Here is a 23207-nt window from a genome sequence, read left to right on the forward strand (position 1 = left end):
GTCGTGCCCTTTGTCTTTCTGCAATTCCTGATTTTCATAACCAGAAGTGGCCATGAACGAAATCACCGCTCCCGAGCAATACGATCTGCAAACCGCTGCCCTGAAGGTGCCTCCGCATTCCATCGAGGCCGAACAGGCCGTGCTCGGTGGCCTGATGCTGGACAACAACGCCTGGGAACGCGTGCTCGATCAAGTCTCCGATGGCGATTTCTACCGGCATGACCATCGTCTGATTTTCCGTGCGATCGCCCGTCTGGCCGATCAGAACATGCCGATCGACGTTGTGACCCTGGCCGAGCAATTGGACAAGGAAGGGCAGACGTCCCAGGTCGGCGGCCTCGGTTACCTGGGCGAACTGGCGAAAAACACACCGTCGGTCGCCAACATCAAGGCCTATGCCCAGATCGTGCGCGAGCGGGCGACCTTGCGCCAATTGATCGGCATCAGCACCGAAATCGCCGACAGCGCCTTCAACCCGGAAGGCCGTACCGCCGCCGAGATCCTTGACGAAGCCGAGCGGCAGATCTTCCAGATCGCCGAGGCCCGTCCGAAAACCGGCGGCCCGGTCAGCGTCAACGACCTGCTGACCAAGGCCATCGACCGCATCGACACCTTGTTCAACACCGACAACGCCATCACCGGCCTGTCCACCGGTTACACCGACCTCGACGAGAAGACCAGCGGCCTGCAACCGTCCGACCTGATCATCGTCGCCGGCCGTCCGTCCATGGGTAAGACCACCTTTGCGATGAACCTGGTGGAAAACGCCGTGCTGCGCAGCGACAAGGCGGTGCTGGTGTACTCCCTCGAGATGCCAGGCGAATCGCTGATCATGCGTATGCTTTCGTCCCTGGGGCGTATCGACCAGACCAAGGTCCGTTCCGGCCAGCTGGAAGACGACGATTGGCCGCGCCTGACATCGGCGGTCAACCTGCTCAACGACCGCAAGCTGTTCATCGACGATACGGCCGGTATCAGCCCGTCGGAAATGCGCGCCCGTACCCGTCGCCTGGTGCGTGAGCACGGTGATATCGCACTGATCATGATCGACTACCTGCAATTGATGCAGATCCCGGGTTCCAGCGGCGACAACCGGACCAACGAGATTTCCGAAATCTCCCGTTCCCTCAAGGCCCTGGCCAAGGAATTCAACTGCCCGGTGGTGGCACTTTCCCAGTTGAACCGATCCCTGGAACAGCGCCCGAACAAGCGTCCGGTGAACTCCGACTTGCGGGAATCCGGAGCGATCGAGCAGGACGCCGACGTCATCATGTTCGTGTACCGCGACGAGGTGTACCACCCCGAGACGGAGCACAAGGGCATCGCCGAAATCATCATCGGCAAGCAGCGGAACGGCCCGATCGGCTTCATCCGCCTGGCGTTTATCGGCAAATACACGCGCTTCGAAAACCTGGCGCCGGGTAGCTACAATTTCGATGACGACGAGTAAGCCGTTCGCTCGATCGGATATTGTCTTTGTGGCGAGGGAGCTTGCTCCCGCTCGACTGCGCAGCAGTCGAAAAACCAGCGAATGCGGTTTGCCAGGGTAAAAGTGGATACAGCTGTGGGGCTGCTGCGCAGCCCGGCGGGAGCAAGCTCCCTCGCCACAATTGATTTGTATCTGGCTTGAGTTCTGGGGGCGAGCCACAAAATCGATTTCCGACCATAGCCGTCGGAATTGGTCAAAATTTGTGCTATATTCCGCGCCCGCGATTTTTCATCCTTTATACCGGTCATCGACATGCAAGCAGCCAAGCCGTTATTTGACTATCCCAAGTACTGGGCCGAATGTTTCGGCCCGGCGCCGTTCCTGCCCATGAGCAGGGAGGAGATGGATCAGCTCGGCTGGGATTCGTGCGACATCATCATCGTGACCGGTGATGCCTACGTCGATCACCCGTCGTTCGGCATGGCGATCATTGGCCGTCTGCTGGAAGCCCAGGGCTTTCGCGTCGGGATCATTGCCCAGCCGAACTGGCAGTCCAAAGACGACTTCATGAAGCTTGGCGAGCCCAACCTGTTTTTCGGTGTCGCGGCCGGCAACATGGACTCGATGATCAACCGCTACACCGCCGACAAGAAGATTCGCTCCGATGACGCCTACACCCCGGGCGGCATGGCGGGCAAGCGGCCGGACCGCGCGAGCCTGGTCTACAGCCAGCGCTGCAAGGAAGCCTACAAGCATGTGCCGATTGTGCTGGGTGGCATCGAAGCGTCGCTGCGCCGCATCGCTCACTACGATTACTGGCAGGACCGTGTCCGCAACTCGATCCTGATCGACGCCTGCGCCGACATCCTGCTCTACGGCAACGCCGAGCGGGCGATTGTCGAAGTTGCCCAGCGCTTGTCCTACGGTCACAAGATCGAAGACATCACTGACGTGCGCGGCACGGCCTTCATCCGTCGTGACACGCCGAAAGACTGGTACGAAGTCGATTCCACGCGCATCGACCGTCCGGGCAAGATCGACAAGATCATCAACCCGTATGTGAACACCCAAGACACCCAGGCTTGTGCTATCGAGCAGGAAAAGGGGCCGGTTGAAGACCCGAGCGAAGCCAAGGTCGTGCAGATCCTGGCAAGCCCGAAAATGACCCGCGACAAAACCGTGATCCGTCTGCCCTCGGTGGAAAAGGTCCGTGGCGATGCGGTGCTCTACGCTCACGCCAACCGCGTCCTTCACCTTGAAACCAACCCGGGCAACGCCCGTGCCCTGGTGCAGAAGCACGGCGAAGTCGATGTCTGGTTCAATCCACCGCCCATTCCGATGACCACCGAAGAAATGGACTACGTGTTTGGCATGCCTTACGCACGCGTCCCCCATCCGGCGTACGGCAAGGAGAAGATCCCGGCCTACGAGATGATCCGTTTCTCGGTGAACATCATGCGTGGCTGCTTCGGTGGCTGCACGTTCTGCTCGATCACCGAGCACGAAGGCCGGATCATCCAGAACCGTTCCGAAGAATCGATCATTCGTGAGATCGAAGAGATCCGCGACAAGGTTCCCGGTTTCACCGGGGTGATTTCCGACCTCGGCGGCCCGACCGCGAACATGTACCGCATTGCCTGCAAGAGCCCGGAAATCGAATCCGCGTGCCGCAAGCCGTCCTGCGTGTTCCCGGGCATCTGCCCGAACCTGAACACCGACCATTCTTCGCTGATCCAGCTGTACCGCAGCGCCCGGGCCTTGCCTGGGGTGAAGAAGATTTTGATTGCCTCCGGCCTGCGTTACGACCTGGCGGTCGAGTCGCCGGAATACGTCAAGGAGCTGGTGACCCACCACGTCGGCGGTTACCTGAAGATCGCTCCGGAGCATACCGAAGAAGGCCCGCTCAACCAGATGATGAAGCCGGGCATCGGCAGCTATGACAAATTCAAGCGGATGTTCGAGAAGTACACCAAGGAAGCCGGGAAAGAGCAGTACCTGATTCCGTACTTCATCGCCGCCCACCCGGGCACCACCGATGAAGACATGATGAACTTGGCGCTGTGGCTCAAGGGCAACGGCTTCCGCGCCGACCAGGTGCAGGCGTTCTATCCATCGCCAATGGCTACGGCTACGGCGATGTACCACTCGGGCAAGAACCCGCTGCGCAAGGTCACCTACAAGAGCGACGCGGTGACCATCGTCAAGAGCGAGGAGCAGCGCCGCCTGCACAAGGCCTTCTTGCGTTATCACGACCCCAAGGGCTGGCCGATGCTGCGCGAAGCGCTGACCCGCATGGGCCGTGCCGACCTGATCGGGCCAGGCAAGCACCAATTGATTCCGTTGCACCAGCCGGCCACCGACAGCTACCAGAGCGCCCGTCGCAAGAACTCGACGCCAGCCGGCAGCCACAAGGTTGGCAAGGAAACCACCAAGATCCTGACCCAGCACACCGGCCTGCCACCGCGCGCCAGCGACGGCGGCAACCCGTGGGACAAGCGTGAGCAGGCCAAGGCCGCGGCATTCGCCCGCAACCAGCAGGCCGCCAAGGAACGCAAGGACGCCGCCAAGGGCAAAGGACCGAAACCGGCGCGCAAGCCTGTCGTGCCGCGCTGATCGCCTAGCCGCATCGCAAAACGCCAGCCTAAGTGCTGGCGTTTTGCTTTCTGGCGACGGTGCTGACCGTTTGTTATCGTGGCGCCCGCATAGCCCTTGTGGCGAGGGAGCTTGCTCCCGCTGGGCTGCGAAGCGGCCCAAACAATCCCATGCAATGTTTCCAGATAGACCGTGCCGGCCGGTGTACGACGGCTTCGCCGCCGAGCGGGAGCAAGCTCCCTCGCCACAATATTGTGTGTGGATAAAGATTCACTTCCGATTCTCAAGGACGATTCATATGAGCAGTGCTTCAACAGGCATCGGCATGGACCTGAGTTTCTCCCAGGTCATGGCCCGCAAACGCATTGAAAGCCAAATCAACCTGCCACGTCTGTTCGCCGCCATCGATGCCGACCCAGGCATCGTCGGCGCGGGTGTGGTGTACATCGATGCTGAGTTCAATGTAGTGACCCTGCGTGAGTTCAAGCCGATTTGCAGCATCAAGCCCAAGCGGATCATCTTGCGCGAGGCGCAGAAGTACATTGCGCCGGCTCAGTTTGCCCAGCAGGTTCAGGACAATCCACGGGAATCGCGATTGGTCGGCGAAGCGATCAACACTTCCTTGTCGTGTGCGGGGGCCGTTATCGGTTGGGTCGTGGTACTCAGCGGCTCTGTGGCTATCCCATTTTCAGCAGGGGCAAGCACCGCGATCGCTGTGTTGGGTTATACCGCCGCCGCGGCCAGCACAGCGCAATGTTTTGCGAGCGGTTATCGCATGCGCAATGAAATCAGTAACCCAGCCCGAAACGATCAGCTCGACGGTGAGGAGTGGTACCAGAACACCATGATTGTGCTGGATGCCGCGGCGTTGGTTGGGGTCGGGGCATCGTCGCTGACGACCCTCAAACTGGTCAGATTGAATAAAGCCGCCACGGGCAAAAGCGTGAGGGAGGTGCTCCGGGGCCTGAATCGACAGGAGCGGGCCAAACTGACCAAAGAGTTGCTGAGTATCAATGACCCTCGCCTGACCTCCAAATTGCTCAAACTCAAGCAACTGTCTGGCGAGTTACCCAAGCGCTTTACGCCCACTCAAATCAGGCATGCCACCGTCACACAGATTCGGGATGCCCTGGGAGCCGCCATCGGCTTCACTGGAAGTGCGATTTCCGGGAATGTCCGGACCGTTGCAGTGGGGTTGTATGAGGAGATCGAAGAATGAATGGACAGCCCGGTGTTCGCGTTTTTCTCATCCAATATTTTCCGGTCTTCATGGGGGCGATATTCGCGTCGGTCTTCGCTCTGGTTTTTGCTATTCCCCTTTTTTTTGACAGCTATTTTCAAGCCCTTTCATTGGCGGATAACGCGAAGTGGTCTTTTTTTGGGGGCGTAGCGCTTACGCTTGTCATAGTGCATTGCAACTTCATGATTGCCCGTGGGCGCCCCGTTTGGGTGTGGCCGATGGTTGCGGTGTTGGGGCTGTGTTTTTTTTGCGTCCTGCCCACGATCGCTTATCGGCCCGATAGGTTGATTTACAGTTTGAGTCTGCTGTTCCCATTGCTTGCTCTGCTGCTGCTTAACAGCAGACGCCACCGGGAGATGCGCCGCAAGCTCGTCGACATCCGCCAGCAACGCGAACTCACCATCCAGGCCGCCAAGGCATCACGCCCGCGTCGCTGAGTCGATTCGCGCTGCCCGCGCCGCATTTATGTGCATTGCTTTGCAGATGAATTCGGGCAGCGCGCGTTTTTAGTGCTCTACTGCCTTGAGTAGACAAAGAAAGTGTCCGACCTGCCTGCATGGCATAAGTCTTGCGCCGCTTTCACCAACGCTCAGGCTCGCAGGAGGCACGTCGTGTCGATCCATGTCGCATTGCACCACGTTACGCATTACCGCTACGACCGCGCCGTCGAACTCGGCCCGCAGATCGTTCGCCTGCGCCCGGCGGCCCACAGCCGCACGCGCATTCTTTCCTATGCGCTGAAGGTTTCGCCCGAGCAGCACTTCATCAACTGGCAGCAGGATCCCCAGGGTAACTACCTGGCGCGGCTGGTGTTTCCCGAGAAAACCCAGGAGATGCGCATCGAAGTCGATCTGCTGGCGGAAATGGCAGTGTTCAATCCGTTCGACTTCTTTCTCGAGCCCTACGCCGAAAAGATTCCGTTCGCCTACGCGGCCGACGAGCGCAAGGAGTTGGCGCCTTACCTGGAAACCCTGCCGTTGACGCCGAAATTCCAGGCCTATCTGGACGGCATCGATCGCACGCCATTGCCGGCGGTGGATTTTTTGGTGGCGCTCAACCAGCGCCTGAGCGAAGACATCAACTACCTGATTCGCATGGAGCCGGGCGTGCAGACCCCGGAGCATACCCTTGAGCACGCGTCCGGCTCTTGCCGCGACTCGGCCTGGCTGTTGGTGCAGTTGTTGCGCAACCTTGGCCTGGCCGCGCGTTTCGTTTCCGGTTACCTGATCCAGTTGACCGCCGATGTGAAAAGCCTCGATGGTCCATCCGGCACTGAGGTGGACTTCACCGACCTGCATGCCTGGTGCGAGGTCTACCTGCCCGGTGCCGGTTGGATCGGCCTGGATGCGACGTCGGGGTTGTTCGCTGGTGAAGGCCATATCCCGTTGGCGTGTAGTCCCGATCCGTCCTCGGCGGCCCCGATCAGTGGCTTGGTGGAGCCTTGCGAGTGTGAGTTCAGCCACGAAATGTCCGTCGAGCGGGTCTGGGAAGCGCCGCGGGTGACCAAGCCTTACACCGACGCACAGTGGCTGGCGATCCAGGCCCTCGGACGGCAGATCGATGCCGACCTGTTGGAGGGCGACGTGCGCCTGACCATGGGGGGCGAACCGACCTTTGTCTCCATCGATGACCCGGACGGTGCCGAGTGGAACACCGCGGCACTCGGGCCGGATAAACGCCGGCTCTCCGCCGAGCTGTTCCAGCGCATGCGCAATCACTATGCGCCCAAGGGGCTGGTGCATTTCGGCCAGGGCAAGTGGTACCCCGGCGAGCAATTGCCGCGCTGGTCGCTCAACTGCTATTGGCGGCGCGACGGTGTGCCGATCTGGCACAACAGCGCGTTGATTGCCGATGAGCAGGAGGACTACGGCGCCGATGGCGAATTGGCCGGACGTTTCCTGGCGAGCGTCGCCGAGCGTTTGAAAATTCCTGCGCGGTTCGTGTTTCCGGCCTACGAAGACAACTTCTATTACCTCTGGCGTGAAGGTGCATTGCCTTCGAATGTCACAGCCGAGGACCCACGCCTGGAGGACGCCCTGGAGCGTGCACGGTTGCGCAAGGTCTTCAGCCAAGGCCTGGACAAGGTCATCGGCCAGGTCCTGCCGCTGGCCCGTACCGCCAAGGGCGATCAGTGGCAAAGCGGTCGCTGGTACCTGCGCGACAACCACTGCCGCCTGGTGCCGGGGGATTCGCCCCTGGGTTATCGCTTGCCGCTGGCGTCCCAGCCTTGGGTAACGGCGGCCGAGTACCCGTTCATCCACCCCACCGACCCGAACCAGGATTTGCCCGAGCTGCCCGGCACCGAGCAACTGGCGCGTCACGGCGAGCCGGCGGTCGAGCAGGAGCGCGTCCCGGAGATCGACAAATCCGCCGACTGGCTGACCCGCACCGCCTTCTGTGCCGAGGCCCGCGATGGCCGGCTGTACCTGTTCATGCCGCCACTGGAGCGGGTCGAGGATTACCTGGAACTGGTCAGCGCCATCGAGGCGACGGCCGAGGAGCTGCACTGTCCGGTGCTGTTGGAGGGCTACGAGCCGCCGAGCGACCCGCGCCTGGGCAATTTCCGCATCACCCCCGACCCGGGTGTGATCGAGGTCAACGTGCAACCCTCGGCGACCTGGGATGAGTTGGTCGAGCGCACTGAATTTCTATACGAAGAGGCGCGACAGACCCGACTGACCACCGAGAAATTCATGATCGATGGCCGGCACACAGGCACCGGCGGTGGTAACCATTTCGTACTGGGGGGCGCGACACCGGCTGACTCACCGTTTCTGCGGCGTCCCGACCTGCTGCGCAGCCTGATCAGCTACTGGCATAACCATCCGTCGTTGTCCTACCTGTTTTCCGGATTGTTCATCGGCCCGACCTCCCAGGCACCTCGCGTGGACGAGGCGCGCAACGACGCATTGTACGAGCTGGAAATCGCTTTCGCGCAAATGCCACAGCCCGGCGAGCAATGCCCGCCGTGGTTGGTCGATCGGCTGTTGCGCAACCTGCTGATCGACGTGACCGGCAATACACACCGTGCCGAATTCTGCATCGACAAGCTCTATTCGCCGGACGGCGCTACCGGGCGTCTTGGCCTGTTGGAGTTGCGTGCTTTCGAGATGCCGCCCCACGCCCGCATGAGCCTGGCCCAGCAATTACTGCTGCGGGCACTGGTGGCGCGGTTCTGGCGTGAGCCTTACGCGCCGGCGAAACTGGCGCGCTGGGGCACCGAGCTGCATGACCGGTTCCTGTTGCCGCACTTTATCGAGCAGGATTTTGCCGACGTCATCCATGAGCTGAACGCCGCCGGCTACCCGCTGCGGGCCGAGTGGTTCGCCGCGCACCTGGAGTTCCGCTTCCCCAAGGTGGGCGATTACGCGGTCAGCGGTATCGAACTGCAATTGCGCCAAGCCCTCGAGCCTTGGCATGTGCTGGGGGAAGAGGGCGCGGTAGGCGGCACCGTGCGTTATGTGGATTCCTCCCTGGAGCGCTTGCAGGTCAAAGTCAGCGGCCTGGCGCCGCAACGCTACTTGCTGACCTGCAATGGCGTGCCGGTGCCGTTGCAACCCACTGGTCGGGTCGGCGAGTTCGTCGCCGGGGTGCGTTTCCGCGCCTGGCAACCGGCCAACTGCCTGCAACCGACCATCCCGGTGCATGCGCCGCTGGTCTTCGACTTGCTCGACACCTGGATGCAACGTTCCGTGGGCGGCTGCCAGTATCACGTGGCCCATCCGGGCGGGCGCAACTACGACAGCCTGCCGGTGAATGCCAACGAGGCCGAGAGCCGGCGGATGGCGCGATTCTTCCGTATCGGACACACGCCTGGGAAACTTCCGATACCCAGTCTGGCAATGGATGACGAGTTTCCCCTCACGCTTGATCTACGACGTTTTCAAGGGGCACCCAAGGTGTAAGCGAACCCCGTGGCGAGGGAGCTTGCTCCCGCTGGGCTGCGCAGCAGCCCTGAAACCTGACGACCCGGTGTGTCAGGCCAATGGAGTCTGCTGTCTTGGGGCCGCTGCGCAGCCCAGCGGGAGCAAGCTCCCTCGCCACGGTCGTCATGTTCCGCTCCAAACTCAACTATCCGGGCGTCATGCGCTTGCGCTAGTCTCACCTTTTATTGCCGTCTGCCGAGCTTTCCATGCCTGACCTGCTTGACCGTTACCCGCTGACGACGGGCACCTATCACGAACTGTTGGACGACAACGGTGCGGTGCGTCCGCACTGGCGGCGGTTGTTCGATCAGTTGCAGCGCAGCACGCCGGCTCACCTGATCCAGCGTCAGGCGCTGCTGGCTCGGCAGATCCAGGAAAACGGTGTGACCTATAACGTCTACGCCGATCCGAAGGGCGCCGACCGGCCGTGGGAGCTGGACCTGCTGCCCCACGTGATCGACCCGCAGGAATGGAAACATCTGTCGGCCGGGATCGCCCAGCGTGCGCGCCTGCTCAATGCGGTTCTGGCCGACCTGTATGGGCCACAGCGGCTGATCAGCGAAGGGCTGCTGCCGGCAGAGTTGGTGTTCGGGCACAACAACTTCCTTTGGCCCTGTCAGGGCATCGTGCCGCCGGACGGCAGCTTCCTGCACTTGTATGCGGTGGATCTGGCGCGCACCCCCGATGGCCGTTGGTGGGTCACGGCGGATCGGACCCAGGCGCCTTCGGGGGCCGGTTATGCGCTGGAAAATCGCATGATCGTTTCCCGCGCGTTCCCCGAGCTGTATCGCGACCTGAGGGTGCGACACCTGTCCGGGTTCTTCCGCACCTTGCAGGAAACCCTGGCACGACAGGCACCCAGCGACGGAGAGTCGCCACTGGTGGTGCTGTTGACGCCGGGGCGGTTCAACGAAAGTTATTTCGAGCATCTTTATCTGGCCCGTCAGCTTGGCTATCCGCTGGTGGAAGGGGGCGACCTGACCGTGCGGGACGCCACGGTCTACCTCAAGACCCTTAGCGGCTTGCGCCGGGTTCACGCCATCATGCGCCGGCTCGACGACGATTTCTGTGACCCCCTGGAGCTGCGCACTGATTCAGCCCTCGGCGTGCCGGGACTGCTGGAAGCGGTGCGCCAGGGCCGGGTGCTGGTGGCCAATGCCCTGGGCAGCGGCGTGCTGGAGTCACCGGGCCTGTTGGGGTTCCTGCCGAAGATCAGCCAGTATCTGTTCGGCGAGGAATTGATACTGCCGTCCATCGCCACCTGGTGGTGCGGTGAGCCGCCGGTGCTGGCCCAGGCCCTGGAAAAGCTGCCGCAACTGTTGATCAAGCCAGCGTTTCCTTCCCAAAGTTTCACCCCGGTGTTCGGCCGTGACCTGAACGAGGTGCAGCGCGGCCAACTGGCGGCGCGCATGCAGGCTCGGCCCTATGCCTATGTCGCCCAGGAGCTGGCGCAACTGTCCCAGGCCCCGGTCTGGCAGGCCGAAGACGGGCACATCCAGCCTCGGGCCATTGGCATGCGCGTGTATGCCGTGTCCGGGAAGGATGATTATCGGGTGCTGTCGGGTGGCCTGACCCGCGTGGCCGCCGAGGCCGACGCCGAAGTGGTGTCGATGCAGCGCGGCGGCGCCAGCAAGGACACTTGGGTGTTGGGCGAGCAGGCGCCCGGCGGTGAACAATGGACGGCCCAGCGAACCGTCGGCGTCCACGACCTGGTTCGCCGCGATCCATACCTGCCTTCGCGGGTGGTGGAAAACCTGTTCTGGTTCGGCCGTTACTGCGAACGCTGCGACGACAGCGCACGGCTGCTGCGGATCATGCTGGGGCGTTATGTCGATGGCGATGACCCGCAGGCCCTGCAGTCGGCGGTGGCCCTGGGCGAAAGCCTGATGCTGCTGCCTGAAGAGGGTGAGCTGCACGAGCGTTTGCTGGCGGCGCTGTTGGGCGACGACTGGTCGTTCAGCCTGCGTTCCAACCTGCAGCGCTTGCAGTGGGCGGCCTCGCAGGTTCGCGGCAAGCTGTCCCGGGAGAACTGGCAGGCGCTGGTGGAGTTGCAGCGCGAAGCGGCGGAGCTGGAAACCGAGGAACCGGATTTCGGTGAGTTGCTGGATTTCCTCAATCGGCTGGTGATGTCCCTGGCGGCGTTGTCCGGATTTGCCTTGGACGACATGACCCGCGACGAGGGCTGGCGCTTCTTGATGATTGGCCGGCGCCTGGAGCGCTTGCAGTTCCTCAGCAGCAGCCTGGCGGCGTTTTTGCGCAGCGATGCAGTCTTCGACCAGGCCGGGTTGGAGTGGCTGCTGGAACTGGGCAACAGCAGCATCACCTACCGTTCGCGCTACCTGGCGGTGGCGCAACTGATCCCGGTGCTGGACCTGTTGTTGCTGGACGAGCAGAACCCCCACGCGGTGCTTTTCCAGTTAAAACTGGTGGCCCGCACGCTCAAGCGCCTGAACGACGATTTTGGCGCGCCAAAGGAAACGGCCTTGCCAGAATTGGTGACGCGTCTTTCTCGCTTTGACTTGCGTTGCCTGGAAAATCCCCTGTTTGGCGAAGCCAGCCTGCGCGCAGCACTTGATGGGCTGGCCGACCTGTTGCAGGAAGTGGCCGATGTCGGTGGCCAGGTATCCGATCGCCTGGCCTTGCGTCATTTCGCCCACGTCGATGACGTCAGCCAACGCACGGTATCCGTCTGATGAGCGCTCGTTACCAGATCTTCCATGACACCCATTACCACTACGACAGCCCGGTGTCCCTGGCCCAGCAGCTTGCTCATCTGTGGCCGCGCGCCTGTGACTGGCAGCGTTGCACCGAACAGCAGTTGCTGATCAGCCCGGAGCCGACGACCCGGCGCGATGAGCAGGATGTGTTCGGCAACCCGCTGACCCGCCTGGCCTTCGAACGCCCCCATGACGAGTTGCTGGTCAATGCTCGCTTGAGCGTCGAGGTGCTGTCTCGCCCCTCGCTGGACTTCAACCTGTCCCCGGCCTGGGAGTCGACCTGCAACGCGCTGACCTACAGCGGCCGGCCACTTGCGGCGCCATTGCTGCAAGCATGCCGTTTTCGTTTCGAGTCACCGTATGTGCACCTCAAGCGCAGCTTCGTCGAGTTTTCCGAAAGCTGCTTCCCGCCGGGGCGCCCGTTGATGGTTGGCGTGCGGGCGCTGATGGAAAAGATTTTCGAGGAGTTCACCTTCGATGCCGAGGCGACCCAGGTGGCCACGCCGCTGGTGGAGGTGCTGGAGCGGCGGCGGGGCGTGTGCCAGGACTTCGCCCACTTGATGCTGGCCTGCGTGCGCTCTCGCGGGCTGGCGGCGCGTTACGTCAGCGGCTACCTGCTGACCCAGCCGCCACCCGGCCAACCCCGGCTGATTGGCGCCGATGCGTCCCATGCCTGGGTCTCGGTGTATTGCCCGGTGTTGGGTTGGGTGGACTTTGACCCGACCAACAACGTGCAACCGGCTTTGGAACACATCACCCTGGCCTGGGGCCGGGACTTTTCCGATGTGTCGCCGTTGCGGGGCGTGATCCTGGGGGGCGGCAATCATGATCCCGAGGTGCGGGTGACGGTGATGCCGCTGGAGTCATGACCCCGCTCTGCGGTGAAATACTGGTGGCGAGGGAGCTTGCTCCCGCTTGGGTGCGAAGTGCCCATAAAAATGGGGTCGCTGCGCGACCCAGCGGGAGCAAGCTCCCTCGCCACAGATAAATCATTAACTTCGAGGCCTCTTCATGTTCCCGGTTTCCATCAAAGGCGTGTTGCAATCCCCCGAAGGCCTGGTCGTGCTGATGCTCAACGAACGGGATGAATGGGAATTGCCCGGCGGGCGGATCGAGCTGGGCGAAACAGCGCCGCAATGCCTGGCGCGGGAAATTACCGAGGAGCTGGCGATCGAGGTGCGCGTGGGGGAGCCGCTGGATTCGTACTTGTTCGAGGTGATCCCCGGCAAGCACGTCTTCATCTCCACGTACCGCTGCCAGTTGCTGGGCGGTTTCGTGCCGACGATCAGTCATGAACACAAGGAGATTGGGCTGTTCGAACCGGGGCGGCTGCCGGCGAACCTGCCAACGGGTTATCGCGAGTCGATTATCAAGGCATTGGGGTTGTGAGGACCGGCAGCTAGGCTGCCGGCCCTGGACACAAACCGTGGGGCCGGATTACATCATCGGGCCCGGAGGGGCTCAGGCGTCGGGCGCCTGATCTTTCGGTGCATCAACATCATCTTCTGCTGCCACTTCGCCTTCGGTATCCGGGGTCAGTGCGGCTTCTTCTTCAGCTGTGGCTTTCTTGCGCTGCAGCTTTTCCTCTTTCTTCTGCTCCTTGGCCAAGTCTCTTTGACGTTTGGCGAAGGAATAATTGGGTTTGGCCATGGGCGATCCTCTGGGGTCGAAGGTGAGGTTGAGCGGCGCATATTCTGCCCTGTATCGGGGCCGAGCCGTTAGCTGGGTTTTTGTTCGGCCCACTTTGGCTGCACTGACGGTTGCCATTCGTCCAGCGCATCGAGCAGGCTCTGCGCTGATTCGCTCACCTGCAGCATGTCACGATGGGGCGCGCGGACGAAGCCTTCGTCGACGATATGATCGAGAAAGCCGATGAGCTTGCTGTAGAAATCGTTCACTTCCAGCAGCCCTAGCGGTTTGCCGTGGTAGCCGAGTTGGCCCCAGGTCCAGACTTCGAACAACTCCTCCAACGTGCCGAGGCCGCCAGGCAGGGCGATGAAGGCATCGCTGAGTTCGGCCATGCGTGCCTTGCGGGCGTGCATGCCGTCCACCACTTCCAGGCGAGTCAGGCCGCTGTGGCCGATTTCCTTGTCCTTGAGGCTTTGCGGGATGATGCCGATGACCTCGCCGCCGGCCGCCAGGGCCGCGTCGGCGACGATCCCCATCAGGCCGACGGCACCGCCGCCGTAGACCAGGGTCAATTTTCGTTCCGCCAATGCCCGGCCCAGGGCCTGCGCCGCTTCACGATACGCTGGATCGGTGCCGGTGCTGGCGCCGCAAAATACACAAACAGACGCGATGGACATGCTTTACTCCATGATCAGTAACCGACCCAGAGTAAAGCCTGGCCTTGGTGGCGCAAAGCGATTAAACCTCGCGCTGGGGTTTTTCGTAGGTGCCACTGGCGCCGCAGGCGTAGGCGGCGAGCAAGCTGCATAACAGGCTGTTGACGTTCATGAGGGGCGCTCCCGAGAGGTGGTGAGGCTGATCATAAAGTGGCGTCATCCCTCTGGCTGGTTGATTGTGTCCATCAGGCTGATAGCCTTAAGTTGTATACAATCTTTGATTCAGGTCATAGGAACTTGTCTGAAATTCAGGCAGTCTTCCCCTTTGACGGATTTTTGTTAACCATGCCTTGGAGATTCACGATGTTTGCCAAACTTGTTGCAGTATCTCTGTTGACGCTGGCCAGCAGCCAACTGATGGCAGCGGAGTGCAAGACCACCATCGACTCGACCGACCAGATGTCCTTCAACACCAAGGCCATCGAGATCGACAAGAGCTGCAAGACGTTCACCGTTGAGCTGACGCATTCGGGCAGCTTGCCGAAAAACGTCATGGGCCATAACTGGGTGCTGAGCAAAGAGGCTGACATGCAGCCGATTGCCACGGCTGGTTTGGCAGCAGGCATCGACAAGAACTACCTGCCGGAAGGTGATGCACGCATCATCGCCCACACCAAACTCATTGGTGCCAAGGAAAGCGACTCGGTGACCTTCGATGTGTCGAAACTGGCTGCCGGTGAGGCATACGGTTTCTTCTGCTCGTTCCCGGGCCACATCTCGATGATGAAAGGCACCGTTACCCTGAAATAATCACTTCAGGCACAAAAAAAGCGCCCCAGGCAGGGTAATGCTGTTCACTTAAGGCAATCGATACACCCGTGGCGAGGGAGCTTGCTCCCGCTGGGCCGCGAAGCGGCCCCAAAACCGGCCAAATGCGGAGCATCAGACACACTGCATCCACCGGTTTACGACCGCTTCGCGGCCGAGCGGGAGCAAGCTCCCTCGCCACAGGTCCATCATTGTTCTTAAATGAACAGCGTTACCCATGCGGGGCGCTTTTTTTATGCCAGGCAAACACCCCCTGTGGGAGCGAGCTTGCTCGCGATGGCGGCAGAGCAGGCGCCTCTGTAGTCATGGGGCGTAAGGCATCACCCGCTTGTGCTCAGTCTTGCGATAGGTCTCGCAAATGATCCTGAATGCTTCGTCCCGTACCGGCTTGCCGTGCAGGAACGCATCGATCTCGGCGTAGGTCACGCCGTGGGAGGCTTCGTCCGGCTTGCCTGGGGACAGGTCCTCGAGGTCGGCGGTGGGGATTTTTTCCACCAGCGACTCCGGCGCACCAAAGTCACGAGCGATGGCCCGGACCTGGTTTTTCACCAAACCACTCAACGGCGCCAAGTCGCAGGCGCCATCACCGAACTTGGTGAAGAAACCCATCACCGCTTCGGCGGCATGATCGGTGCCGATCACCAGGCCGTGCTCGGTGCCCGCGATGGTGTATTGCGCCACCATACGCATCCGCGCCTTGGTATTGCCCAGCACGAAATCCCGCGAGACTGCTGCCTTGCCTTCGAACGCCGCGACTTGATCGGCCAAGGCCTTGACCGCCGGACCGATGTTGACGGTATGGCGCTCGTCCGGGTCGATGAAGTCCACACAGGCTTGGGCTTCATGCTCGTCGAACTGGGTTTCGTACGGCAGGCGCACGGCGATGAACTTGTAGGCGGTGTTACCGGTTTTCTCCCGCAGTTCGCGCATGGCACGTTGGGCCAGCAGCCCGGCGGTCAACGAGTCGACGCCACCGCTGATGCCCAGCACGAGGGACTTGAGCCCGGAGTTGACCAGGCAGTCCTGGATAAAGTCTACCCGACGGGCGATTTCGGCCTTGAGGGCGGCGTCATCGGCGAACGGTGGCTGGACCTTGAGCTGTTCAGCAATCTCACGCTGTACGGCTTGCATGAATTCACTCCTTGCTTGATGTGTCAGAAAGGGCGGCAGGTACTTGGAAAACATGTCGCATGTAGGCGACGAAATTCGGGTCTTTGCAGTGGGTCTTGCCGGGCTCGTCTGAAATCTTGGCCACGGGTTGCCCGTCACAGCTGATCATTTTAAGCACGATGCTCATCGGCTCTACACCTGGAATGTCACACGTCAGGTTGGTGCCAATACCGAAGCTGACATTAATGCGACCACGCAATGCTCGAAAAATCTCCAGGCATTTGGGCAATGTCAGGCTATCGGAGAACACCAGGGTCTTGCTCATCGGATCGATGCCGAGCTTGTGATAGTGGGCAATGGCTTTTTCGGCCCAGATCACCGGGTCGCCCGAGTCATGGCGCAAACCGTCGAACAGCTTGGCGAAGAACAGATCGAAATCCTTGAGGAAGGCGTCCATGGTGATGCAATCGGTCAGGGCGATCCCCAGCAGGCCTCGGTACTCGCGCACCCAGCAATCGAGGGCGGCGATCTGGCTGTCGATCAGCCGCGGGCCCAATTGCTGGTGGGCCATGATCCACTCGTGGGCCATGGTGCCCAGGGGCTTCATGTCCAGTTCCCGGGACAGGTGCACGTTACTGGTGCCGACGAAGCGCCCGGGGAAGTCATGCTTGAGCACGTTGACCACTTCTTCCTGGACACGGAAGGAAAAACGACGACGGGTGCCGAAGTCCGCGACTTGCAATTCGGACAGTTCTTCGGCGCTGGCGTTGGCGCTCAGCCAGTCGAACTTGCGATAAAGCTGTTCCCGCGCCTGTTCCAGGACGATTTCACGATAGCGATAACGATTGCGCACCTCGCTGACGATGGCCAGTAGCGGCACTTCGAACAGAATGACGTGCAGCCACGGCCCGCGCAGGCGGATGAACAGCTCGCCGTTTTCGATACCGGTGTGTACGTAGCGCAGGTTGAAGCGAAACAGGCCCAGGAAACGCAGGAAGTCCGGCTTCAGAAAACTGATGCGCTCCAGGAAACCCAACTGGTCGGCGCTCAGGCTCAACTCGGCCAGGCGCTCGATCTGAAAGCGGATCTCTGCCAGGTACGGGCGCAGATCTTCGCTGTTGCGGCAGCGAAATTCCCATTCGACTTCGACGTTGGGGTAGTTGTGCAACACCGCCTGCATCATCGTCAGTTTGTAGAAGTCGGTGTCGAGCAGGTTCTGCACGATACGATCGGCAAATACGCTCTCGCTCATAGGGTTCTCCAGACAGGCCGCTGCGGCGGGCAGCGGGGTGCAGCGGTTTGGGATGAGGGGGTTAGTGGCGCATAACCTGGGTGGGTATTGCCAGTGATTTTTTAGTGTTCACAGGCCTTTGTGGCGAGGGAGCTTGCTCCCGCTCGGGTGCGCAGCGCCCGCACGTTTTTGGGGCCGCTTCGCAGCCCAGCGGGAGCAAGCTCCCTCGCCACAGGGTGAAAGCCAATGGCTACTGCGGCGTACCCGGGCTCTCGATCTGCTCCAACATCCACTCCACAAAAAACCGCACCTTGGGCACTTCCGCCGAATGTTCCGGATAGGCCAGGTAATAGGCGTTGGTGCTGGGCATCGCGTGTTGCCAGGGGATGACCAGTTTACCGTCGACCAGTTCTTCTTCCACCAGAAACCGCGGGAGCAGGGCGACGCCGCAGCCGACCTGAGCGGCGCGGATGCACATGTAGAAGGTTTCGAAACGCGGCCCGTGATAGCTATGTTCGGTGTGGTAGCCCTGGTGGTCGAACCAGTCGTGCCAGGCCTGGGGCCGCGAGGCGTTTTGCAGGAGCACCAGCTCGGCCAGTTGGGTCGGGTCGGTGAAGGGCTGGTCAGGCAGGCTGCCGGGCGCGCAGACGGGCACCAGTTCTTCGCCAAACAGCTTCAGGGACTCGGTGCCGGGGCGCGAGCCTTGGCCGAAATAGAACGCCAGGTCGCTGCGCCCTTGCAGCAAGTCGTCGGCCTCCTGCTCGCTGCACAGGTCCAGGTGAATCTTCGGATGGCGCAATCGCCAGCCCTTCAAGCGTGGGACCAACCAGCGAGCGCCGAAGGTCGGAGGCGTGGAAACGCGCAGAACTTCGGTGTCGCCGCCGTAGGAGCGCAGGTAATGGGTAGACATCTCCACCTGTGTGAGGATTTTTCGCACTTCCCCCAGGTACAAATCACCGGCAGGCGTCAGCTGCAAGCGTCGGCGCACGCGTCGGAACAGCAAGTGCTGCAGCAGCTCCTCCAGTTGCGCGACTTGTTTGCTGACGGCGCTCTGGGTCAGGTTCAGCTCTTCGGCGGCACGGGTGAAGCTCAAGTGGCGGGTCACCGCTTCGAAGCATTGCAGCGCCGTGATCGACGGCAAATAGCGTTTATTGAGCATATGAGGCCTTATTTCTTGTCGCTCTGCTTATCCGGTCATGGCCAGCATGAATAAACGGAATGATATCTCGCTTAAAGGTCGTTTGTTGGCAAGACTCAGGCCAGCTACAACTACAGGTCTGATCAGTCGCATTCGTCCGGCTGCCAATCCTTTGTTTTTCGTGTGAGGAAATTTTCCATGGTTGCTGCATTGCTTGATCGCTTGGGCGTCGACTCGGCCTTGTACCAGAACGGCACACAACCGGTGCATTCGCCCATTGATGGCAGCCGTATCGGCGCTGTGAACTGGGAAGGCGCGGCTGAAGTCGAGCAGCAGGTCAGCCGTGCCGAACACGCCTTCGACCTGTGGCGCCAGGTGCCGGCCCCGCGTCGCGGCGAGCTGGTGCGTCAATTTGGCGACCTGTTGCGTGAATACAAGGCCGACCTTGGCGAGCTGGTGTCGTGGGAAGCCGGCAAAATCACCCAGGAAGGCCTGGGTGAAGTGCAAGAGATGATCGACATCTGCGACTTCGCCGTCGGCCTGTCCCGCCAGCTGTACGGCCTGACCATCGCCTCCGAGCGTCCGGGCCACCACATGCGTGAGTCCTGGCATCCGCTGGGCGTGGTCGGGGTGATCAGTGCCTTCAATTTCCCGGTGGCGGTCTGGGCCTGGAACACCACGCTGGCCCTGGTGTGCGGCAACGCGGTGATCTGGAAGCCGTCGGAAAAGACCCCGCTCACCGCCCTGGCGTGCCAGGCGCTGTTCGAGCGCGTGTTGAAGAACTTCAGCGACGCTCCCCCATACCTGAGCCAGGTGATCATTGGCGGTCGTGATGCCGGTGAAGCGCTGGTGGATGACCCGCGCGTGGCCTTGATCAGCGCCACCGGCAGCACCCGCATGGGCCGTGAAGTGGCACCGAAAGTTGCCGCGCGTTTCGCCCGCAGCATACTGGAGCTGGGCGGCAACAACGCCATGATCCTGGCACCGAGTGCCGACCTGGACATGGCCGTACGCGCCATCCTGTTCAGCGCCGTCGGCACCGCCGGCCAGCGTTGCACCACCCTGCGTCGGCTGATCGCCCATGAGTCGGTAGAGGAAGAAATCGTCACCCGCCTCAAGGCCGCCTATTCGAAAGTGCGCATCGGCCATCCGCTGGAAGGCAACCTGGTGGGGCCGCTGATCGACAAGCACAGCTTTGACAACATGCAGGACGCCTTGGAGCAGGCCCTGAGCGAAGGCGGGCGCGTGTTTGGGGGCAAGCGCCAGCTCGAAGACCAGTTCCCGAATGCCTATTACGTCTCGCCGGCCATCGTCGAGATGCCGGAGCAGAGCGACGTCGTGCGCCACGAAACCTTCGCGCCGATCCTGTATGTGGTTGGCTACAAGGACTTTGCCGAGGCCTTGCACCTGAACAATGCCGTGCCCCAGGGCCTGTCGTCCTGCATCTTTACCACCGACGTGCGTGAAGCCGAGCAGTTCATGTCGGCCGTGGGCAGTGACTGCGGCATCGCCAACGTCAACATCGGCCCGAGTGGCGCCGAGATCGGCGGTGCATTCGGTGGCGAAAAAGAAACCGGTGGCGGTCGCGAATCCGGCTCCGACGCCTGGCGCGGCTACATGCGCCGCCAGACCAACACCGTGAACTATTCGCTGGAGTTGCCGTTGGCGCAGGGGATTACCTTTGATTAAGCAGCTTCAAGCCGCAAGCTCCAAGCTGCAAGCGACCCCTGCTTGCAGCTTGAGGCTTGAAGCTCGCAGCTGCTCCTGACCAGGAGCTGGCAATGCCGTTACGCGAAGAATGTCTATGGGAAAAACTGACGCCGCAAAGGCCTGAAAACAGCGGGCTCACCGGTGAAGTCACGGCCGACGTCTGCGTGATCGGCGCGGGTTTTACCGGGTTATCGGCGGCGGTGCATTTGCTCGAACAAGGCAAGCGCGTGGTTGTGCTGGAAGCCCATCGGGCCGGGCACGGCGGATCGGGGCGTAACGTCGGGTTGGTCAACGCCGGCCTATGGATCCCGCCGGATGACATCGAGGCCGGGTTCGGCGAGGCGGTGGGCAGCCAGCTCAACCGCATGCTGGGGGCCGCACCGGCCCTGGTGTTCAGCCTCATCGATAAATACAACATCGATTGCCAACTGCGCCGCGAAGGCACCTTGCACATGGCCCATAACGCCCGGGGCGAGGCCGACCTGCGCAGTCGTGAAGAGCAATGGAAGCGCCGCGGTGCCTCGGTGGAATTGCTCACCGGCCAGGCCTGTGTCGATGCCACCGGCACGTCGAAAATCGCCGCGGCGCTGCTCGACCGTCGTGCCGGTACGCTCAACCCGATGGCCTACACCAGCGGGTTGGCCAAGGCCGCCACGGACCTTGGCGGTCAGTTGTTCGACCACTCGCCGGTGACGCACCTGGAACGCCAAGGCCAGCGCTGGTCGGTGCAGACTGCCCAGGGGGCGGTGCTGGCCGAGCAGGTGGTGATCGCCTCCAACGCCTACACCGAGGGCGACTGGACCGAGCTGCGGCGCAATTTCTTCCCCGGTTATTACTATCAGGTCGCCTCGGTCCCGCTGACCGACGAGGCCGCCCGACGTATTCTGCCGGGCGGGCAGGGCTCGTGGGATACCCGCCAGGTGTTGAGCAGCATCCGCCGGGACAAGGACGGCCGTTTGCTGCTGGGCAGCCTGGGCAACGGCAACCGCAAGCCGACCTGGTTCCTCAAGGCTTGGGCCGATCGGGTGCAGCAGCACTATTTTCCTTACCTCAAGTCGGTGGAGTGGGAGTGCACCTGGACCGGTTGCATTGCTTTTACCCCCGATCACTTGATGCGCCTGTTCGAACCGGCTCCCGGGCTGGTGGCCGTTACCGGCTACAACGGTCGGGGCGTGACCACCGGCACGGTGGTCGGCAAGGCGTTCGCCGATTACCTGTGTCACGGTAACGCCCAGGCCCTGCCGATCCCGTTCGCCCCCATGCAGCCATTGGCCGGGGTGGGGTTGCGCAGTTGCCTGTATGAAGCGGGCTTTTCGCTGTATCACGCGGGCCAGTGCCTGCGGATCGTCATTTGAGTGTTGAAAATTGTTGCTGGAACCCGCGTTTTCCGGCGTAGCGTCTAGCCTGTTATGGTGCGGGTTGTAGCAATCGTGCACCGACAGTGTGCAGTTCGGTGACGTGGGTTGTTACACAGCGGTTGCACGCTGTTTCGTGCGATGGTTGCAATGATGGCTCACAGAGGGTTTCACTCATTTAAATAAAAGGTTGCACCTCGTGCGGTTTAGACGGTTGCACGCCCTATGAAAAAGGGCTCGAAACAGTCGAAATAACAATAAAGCAGCGACTTTTTTCAGAATAAAAAACCGATGGCACGGCCCTTGCTCTGAGCTTTTCAGTGAAATGAAGTCGCAGTGCCAACTAAAAAAAACCTTGGAGCACCACCTCATGTCCCAGACGTTTTACAAGAAAGGTTTCCTGGCCCTCGCAGTGGCAGCTGCGCTGGGTGTTTCTGCGTTTGCTCAAGCTGATGTGAAATTTGGTGTGGCGGGGCCGATGACCGGCGCCAACGCTGCATTTGGCGAGCAGTACATGAAGGGTGCCCAGGCGGCAGCCGATGCCATCAACAAGGCTGGCGGCGTCAACGGCGAGAAAATCGTACTGGTCGCGGGCGACGACGCCTGCGAACCCAAGCAGGCCGTGGCCGTGGCCAACCGCCTGGTCGACCAGGACAAGGTGATCGGCGTGGTCGGGCACTTCTGCTCGTCCAACACCATCCCGGCCTCCGAGGTCTACGACGAAGCTGGCATCATCGCCATCACCCCGGGCTCCACCAACCCCCAGGTCACCGAGCGCGGCCTGAGCGCCATGTTCCGCATGTGCGGTCGTGACGACCAGCAGGGCATCGTGGCAGGTGACTACATCGTCGACGTGCTCAAGGGCAAGAAAGTGGCCGTGCTGCACGACAAGGACACCTACGGCCAAGGCCTGGCGGATGCCACCAAGGCACAACTGGCCAAGCGCGGCGTGAAGGAAGTGCTGTACGAAGGCCTGACCCGCGGCGAGAAAGACTTCAGCGCCGTGGTCACCAAGATCCGTGCGGCCGGTGCCGACGTGGTCTATTTCGGTGGCCTGCACCCGGAAGCCGGCCCGTTGGTTCGCCAGTTGCGTGAGCAAGGGCTCAAGGACGTGAAGTTCATGTCCGACGATGGCATCGTGACCGACGAACTGGTCACCACCGCCGGCGGCGCGCAATACGTCGATGGTGTGTACATGACCTTTGGCGCCGACCCGCGCCTGCTGCCAGACAGCAAGGCCGTGGTTGACGAGTTCCGCAAGAACGGCACCGAGCCTGAAGGCTACACCCTGTACGCCTACGCTTCGGTCCAGGCCCTGGCCGCCGGTTTCAACGGCGCCAAGTCCAATAAGGGCGAAGACGCGGCCAAGTGGCTCAAGGCCAACCCCGTCCAGACCGTGATGGGCAAGAAGGAATGGGACACCAAGGGCGACTTGAAAGTCTCCGACTACGTGGTCTATCAGTGGGACAAGGACGGCAAATACCACCAGCTGGAAAAACAGAAGTAAGGGCTGACGCGACCGTCAACGCCTCCTTTGGGGGCCGGGCAAACCCCGGTTTCCAAAGGGCGCGTGCAGGTCGTGCCTGACATTGCTCCGACGTTAATCTGTATTTTCCTTAGAAGAACCGCGCACCCAAAGGTGTGCA

17 protein-coding genes are annotated in these 23207 nt (G+C 61.5%); 12 read left to right on the forward strand and 5 right to left on the reverse strand.

Features of this window, described 5'->3' with window-relative positions:
- Positions 1-52: 52 nt before the first annotated feature.
- The 8 genes from dnaB to V7773_RS21630 all read left to right on the forward strand — a co-directional run bounded on the left by dnaB (position 53) and on the right by V7773_RS21630 (position 13293).
- A complete protein-coding gene (gene dnaB, locus V7773_RS21595; RefSeq protein WP_027911801.1) occupies positions 53-1450 on the forward strand; it encodes a replicative DNA helicase in 1398 nt (465 codons plus the stop codon).
- Positions 1451-1741: 291 nt separating this feature from the next.
- Positions 1742-4042, forward strand: a complete 2301-nt coding sequence (locus V7773_RS21600) for a YgiQ family radical SAM protein (protein WP_092146975.1) — start codon at positions 1742-1744, stop codon at positions 4040-4042.
- Positions 4043-4319: 277 nt separating this feature from the next.
- Positions 4320-5240, forward strand: a complete 921-nt coding sequence (locus V7773_RS21605) for an NAD synthetase (RefSeq protein WP_336075081.1) — start codon at positions 4320-4322, stop codon at positions 5238-5240.
- The gene (locus V7773_RS21610) at positions 5237-5698 is read left to right on the forward strand and encodes a hypothetical protein (protein ID WP_063323175.1); all 462 of its coding nucleotides are present in this window, start codon (positions 5237-5239) and stop codon (positions 5696-5698) included. Before V7773_RS21605 ends, V7773_RS21610 begins: the two co-directional genes overlap by 4 nt.
- Before the next feature lie 174 nt (positions 5699-5872).
- Positions 5873-9166: a transglutaminase family protein gene (locus V7773_RS21615; RefSeq protein ID WP_336075039.1), complete on the forward strand. Its 3294-nt coding sequence runs from the start codon at positions 5873-5875 to the stop codon at positions 9164-9166.
- A 227-nt stretch (positions 9167-9393) separates the two neighbouring features.
- Complete coding sequence (locus tag V7773_RS21620; protein ID WP_092347297.1) at positions 9394-11880, forward strand: circularly permuted type 2 ATP-grasp protein; 2487 nt, start codon at positions 9394-9396, stop codon at positions 11878-11880.
- Complete coding sequence (locus V7773_RS21625) at positions 11880-12773, forward strand: transglutaminase family protein (RefSeq protein WP_336075040.1); 894 nt, start codon at positions 11880-11882, stop codon at positions 12771-12773. Before V7773_RS21620 ends, V7773_RS21625 begins: the two co-directional genes overlap by 1 nt.
- A gap of 142 nt (positions 12774-12915) precedes the next feature.
- Positions 12916-13293, forward strand: a complete 378-nt coding sequence (locus tag V7773_RS21630; RefSeq protein ID WP_336075041.1) for an NUDIX hydrolase — start codon at positions 12916-12918, stop codon at positions 13291-13293.
- Positions 13294-13365: 72 nt separating this feature from the next.
- On the opposite strand, the gene V7773_RS21635 is transcribed toward V7773_RS21630, so the two are convergent.
- Both V7773_RS21635 and V7773_RS21640 read right to left on the reverse strand, forming a co-directional pair.
- Positions 13366-13554: a hypothetical protein gene (locus V7773_RS21635; RefSeq protein WP_057448273.1), complete on the reverse strand. Its 189-nt coding sequence runs from the start codon at positions 13552-13554 to the stop codon at positions 13366-13368.
- Positions 13555-13622: 68 nt separating this feature from the next.
- Complete coding sequence (locus tag V7773_RS21640) at positions 13623-14210, reverse strand: TIGR00730 family Rossman fold protein (RefSeq protein ID WP_336075042.1); 588 nt, start codon at positions 14208-14210, stop codon at positions 13623-13625.
- A 342-nt stretch (positions 14211-14552) separates the two neighbouring features.
- On the opposite strand from V7773_RS21640, the gene azu reads away from it, so the two are divergent.
- The gene (azu, locus tag V7773_RS21645) at positions 14553-14999 is read left to right on the forward strand and encodes an azurin (RefSeq protein WP_063323170.1); all 447 of its coding nucleotides are present in this window, start codon (positions 14553-14555) and stop codon (positions 14997-14999) included.
- A 321-nt stretch (positions 15000-15320) separates the two neighbouring features.
- On the opposite strand, the gene nadE is transcribed toward azu, so the two are convergent.
- From nadE to V7773_RS21660, 3 genes are all read right to left on the reverse strand, one after another.
- Positions 15321-16148, reverse strand: a complete 828-nt coding sequence (nadE, locus tag V7773_RS21650; protein WP_092146989.1) for an ammonia-dependent NAD(+) synthetase — start codon at positions 16146-16148, stop codon at positions 15321-15323.
- A 4-nt stretch (positions 16149-16152) separates the two neighbouring features.
- Positions 16153-17379, reverse strand: a complete 1227-nt coding sequence (gene pncB / locus V7773_RS21655; RefSeq protein ID WP_063323168.1) for a nicotinate phosphoribosyltransferase — start codon at positions 17377-17379, stop codon at positions 16153-16155.
- Positions 17380-17608: 229 nt separating this feature from the next.
- On the reverse strand, positions 17609-18517 hold the full coding sequence (locus V7773_RS21660) for a LysR family transcriptional regulator (protein ID WP_336075044.1): 909 nt from the start codon (positions 18515-18517) through the stop codon (positions 17609-17611).
- Between the two features lie 177 nt (positions 18518-18694).
- Here V7773_RS21660 and amaB point away from each other — a divergent pair, with 177 nt between their 5' ends.
- The 3 genes from amaB to V7773_RS21675 all read left to right on the forward strand — a co-directional run bounded on the left by amaB (position 18695) and on the right by V7773_RS21675 (position 23068).
- Positions 18695-20185: an L-piperidine-6-carboxylate dehydrogenase gene (gene amaB, locus V7773_RS21665; RefSeq protein WP_336075047.1), complete on the forward strand. Its 1491-nt coding sequence runs from the start codon at positions 18695-18697 to the stop codon at positions 20183-20185.
- 92 nt (positions 20186-20277) lie between these two features.
- Positions 20278-21561 carry an L-pipecolate oxidase gene (amaA, locus tag V7773_RS21670; protein WP_336075048.1) on the forward strand — a complete coding sequence of 428 codons (1284 nt, stop codon included), beginning with the start codon at positions 20278-20280 and terminating at the stop codon, positions 21559-21561.
- A gap of 370 nt (positions 21562-21931) precedes the next feature.
- Positions 21932-23068, forward strand: a complete 1137-nt coding sequence (locus tag V7773_RS21675) for a branched-chain amino acid ABC transporter substrate-binding protein (protein WP_336075049.1) — start codon at positions 21932-21934, stop codon at positions 23066-23068.
- Positions 23069-23207 lie beyond the last annotated feature (139 nt).

The organism is Pseudomonas sp. 3JA, assembly GCF_036961705.1.
GTDB classification, from domain to species: Bacteria; Pseudomonadota; Gammaproteobacteria; order Pseudomonadales; family Pseudomonadaceae; genus Aquipseudomonas; species Aquipseudomonas fluorescens_Q.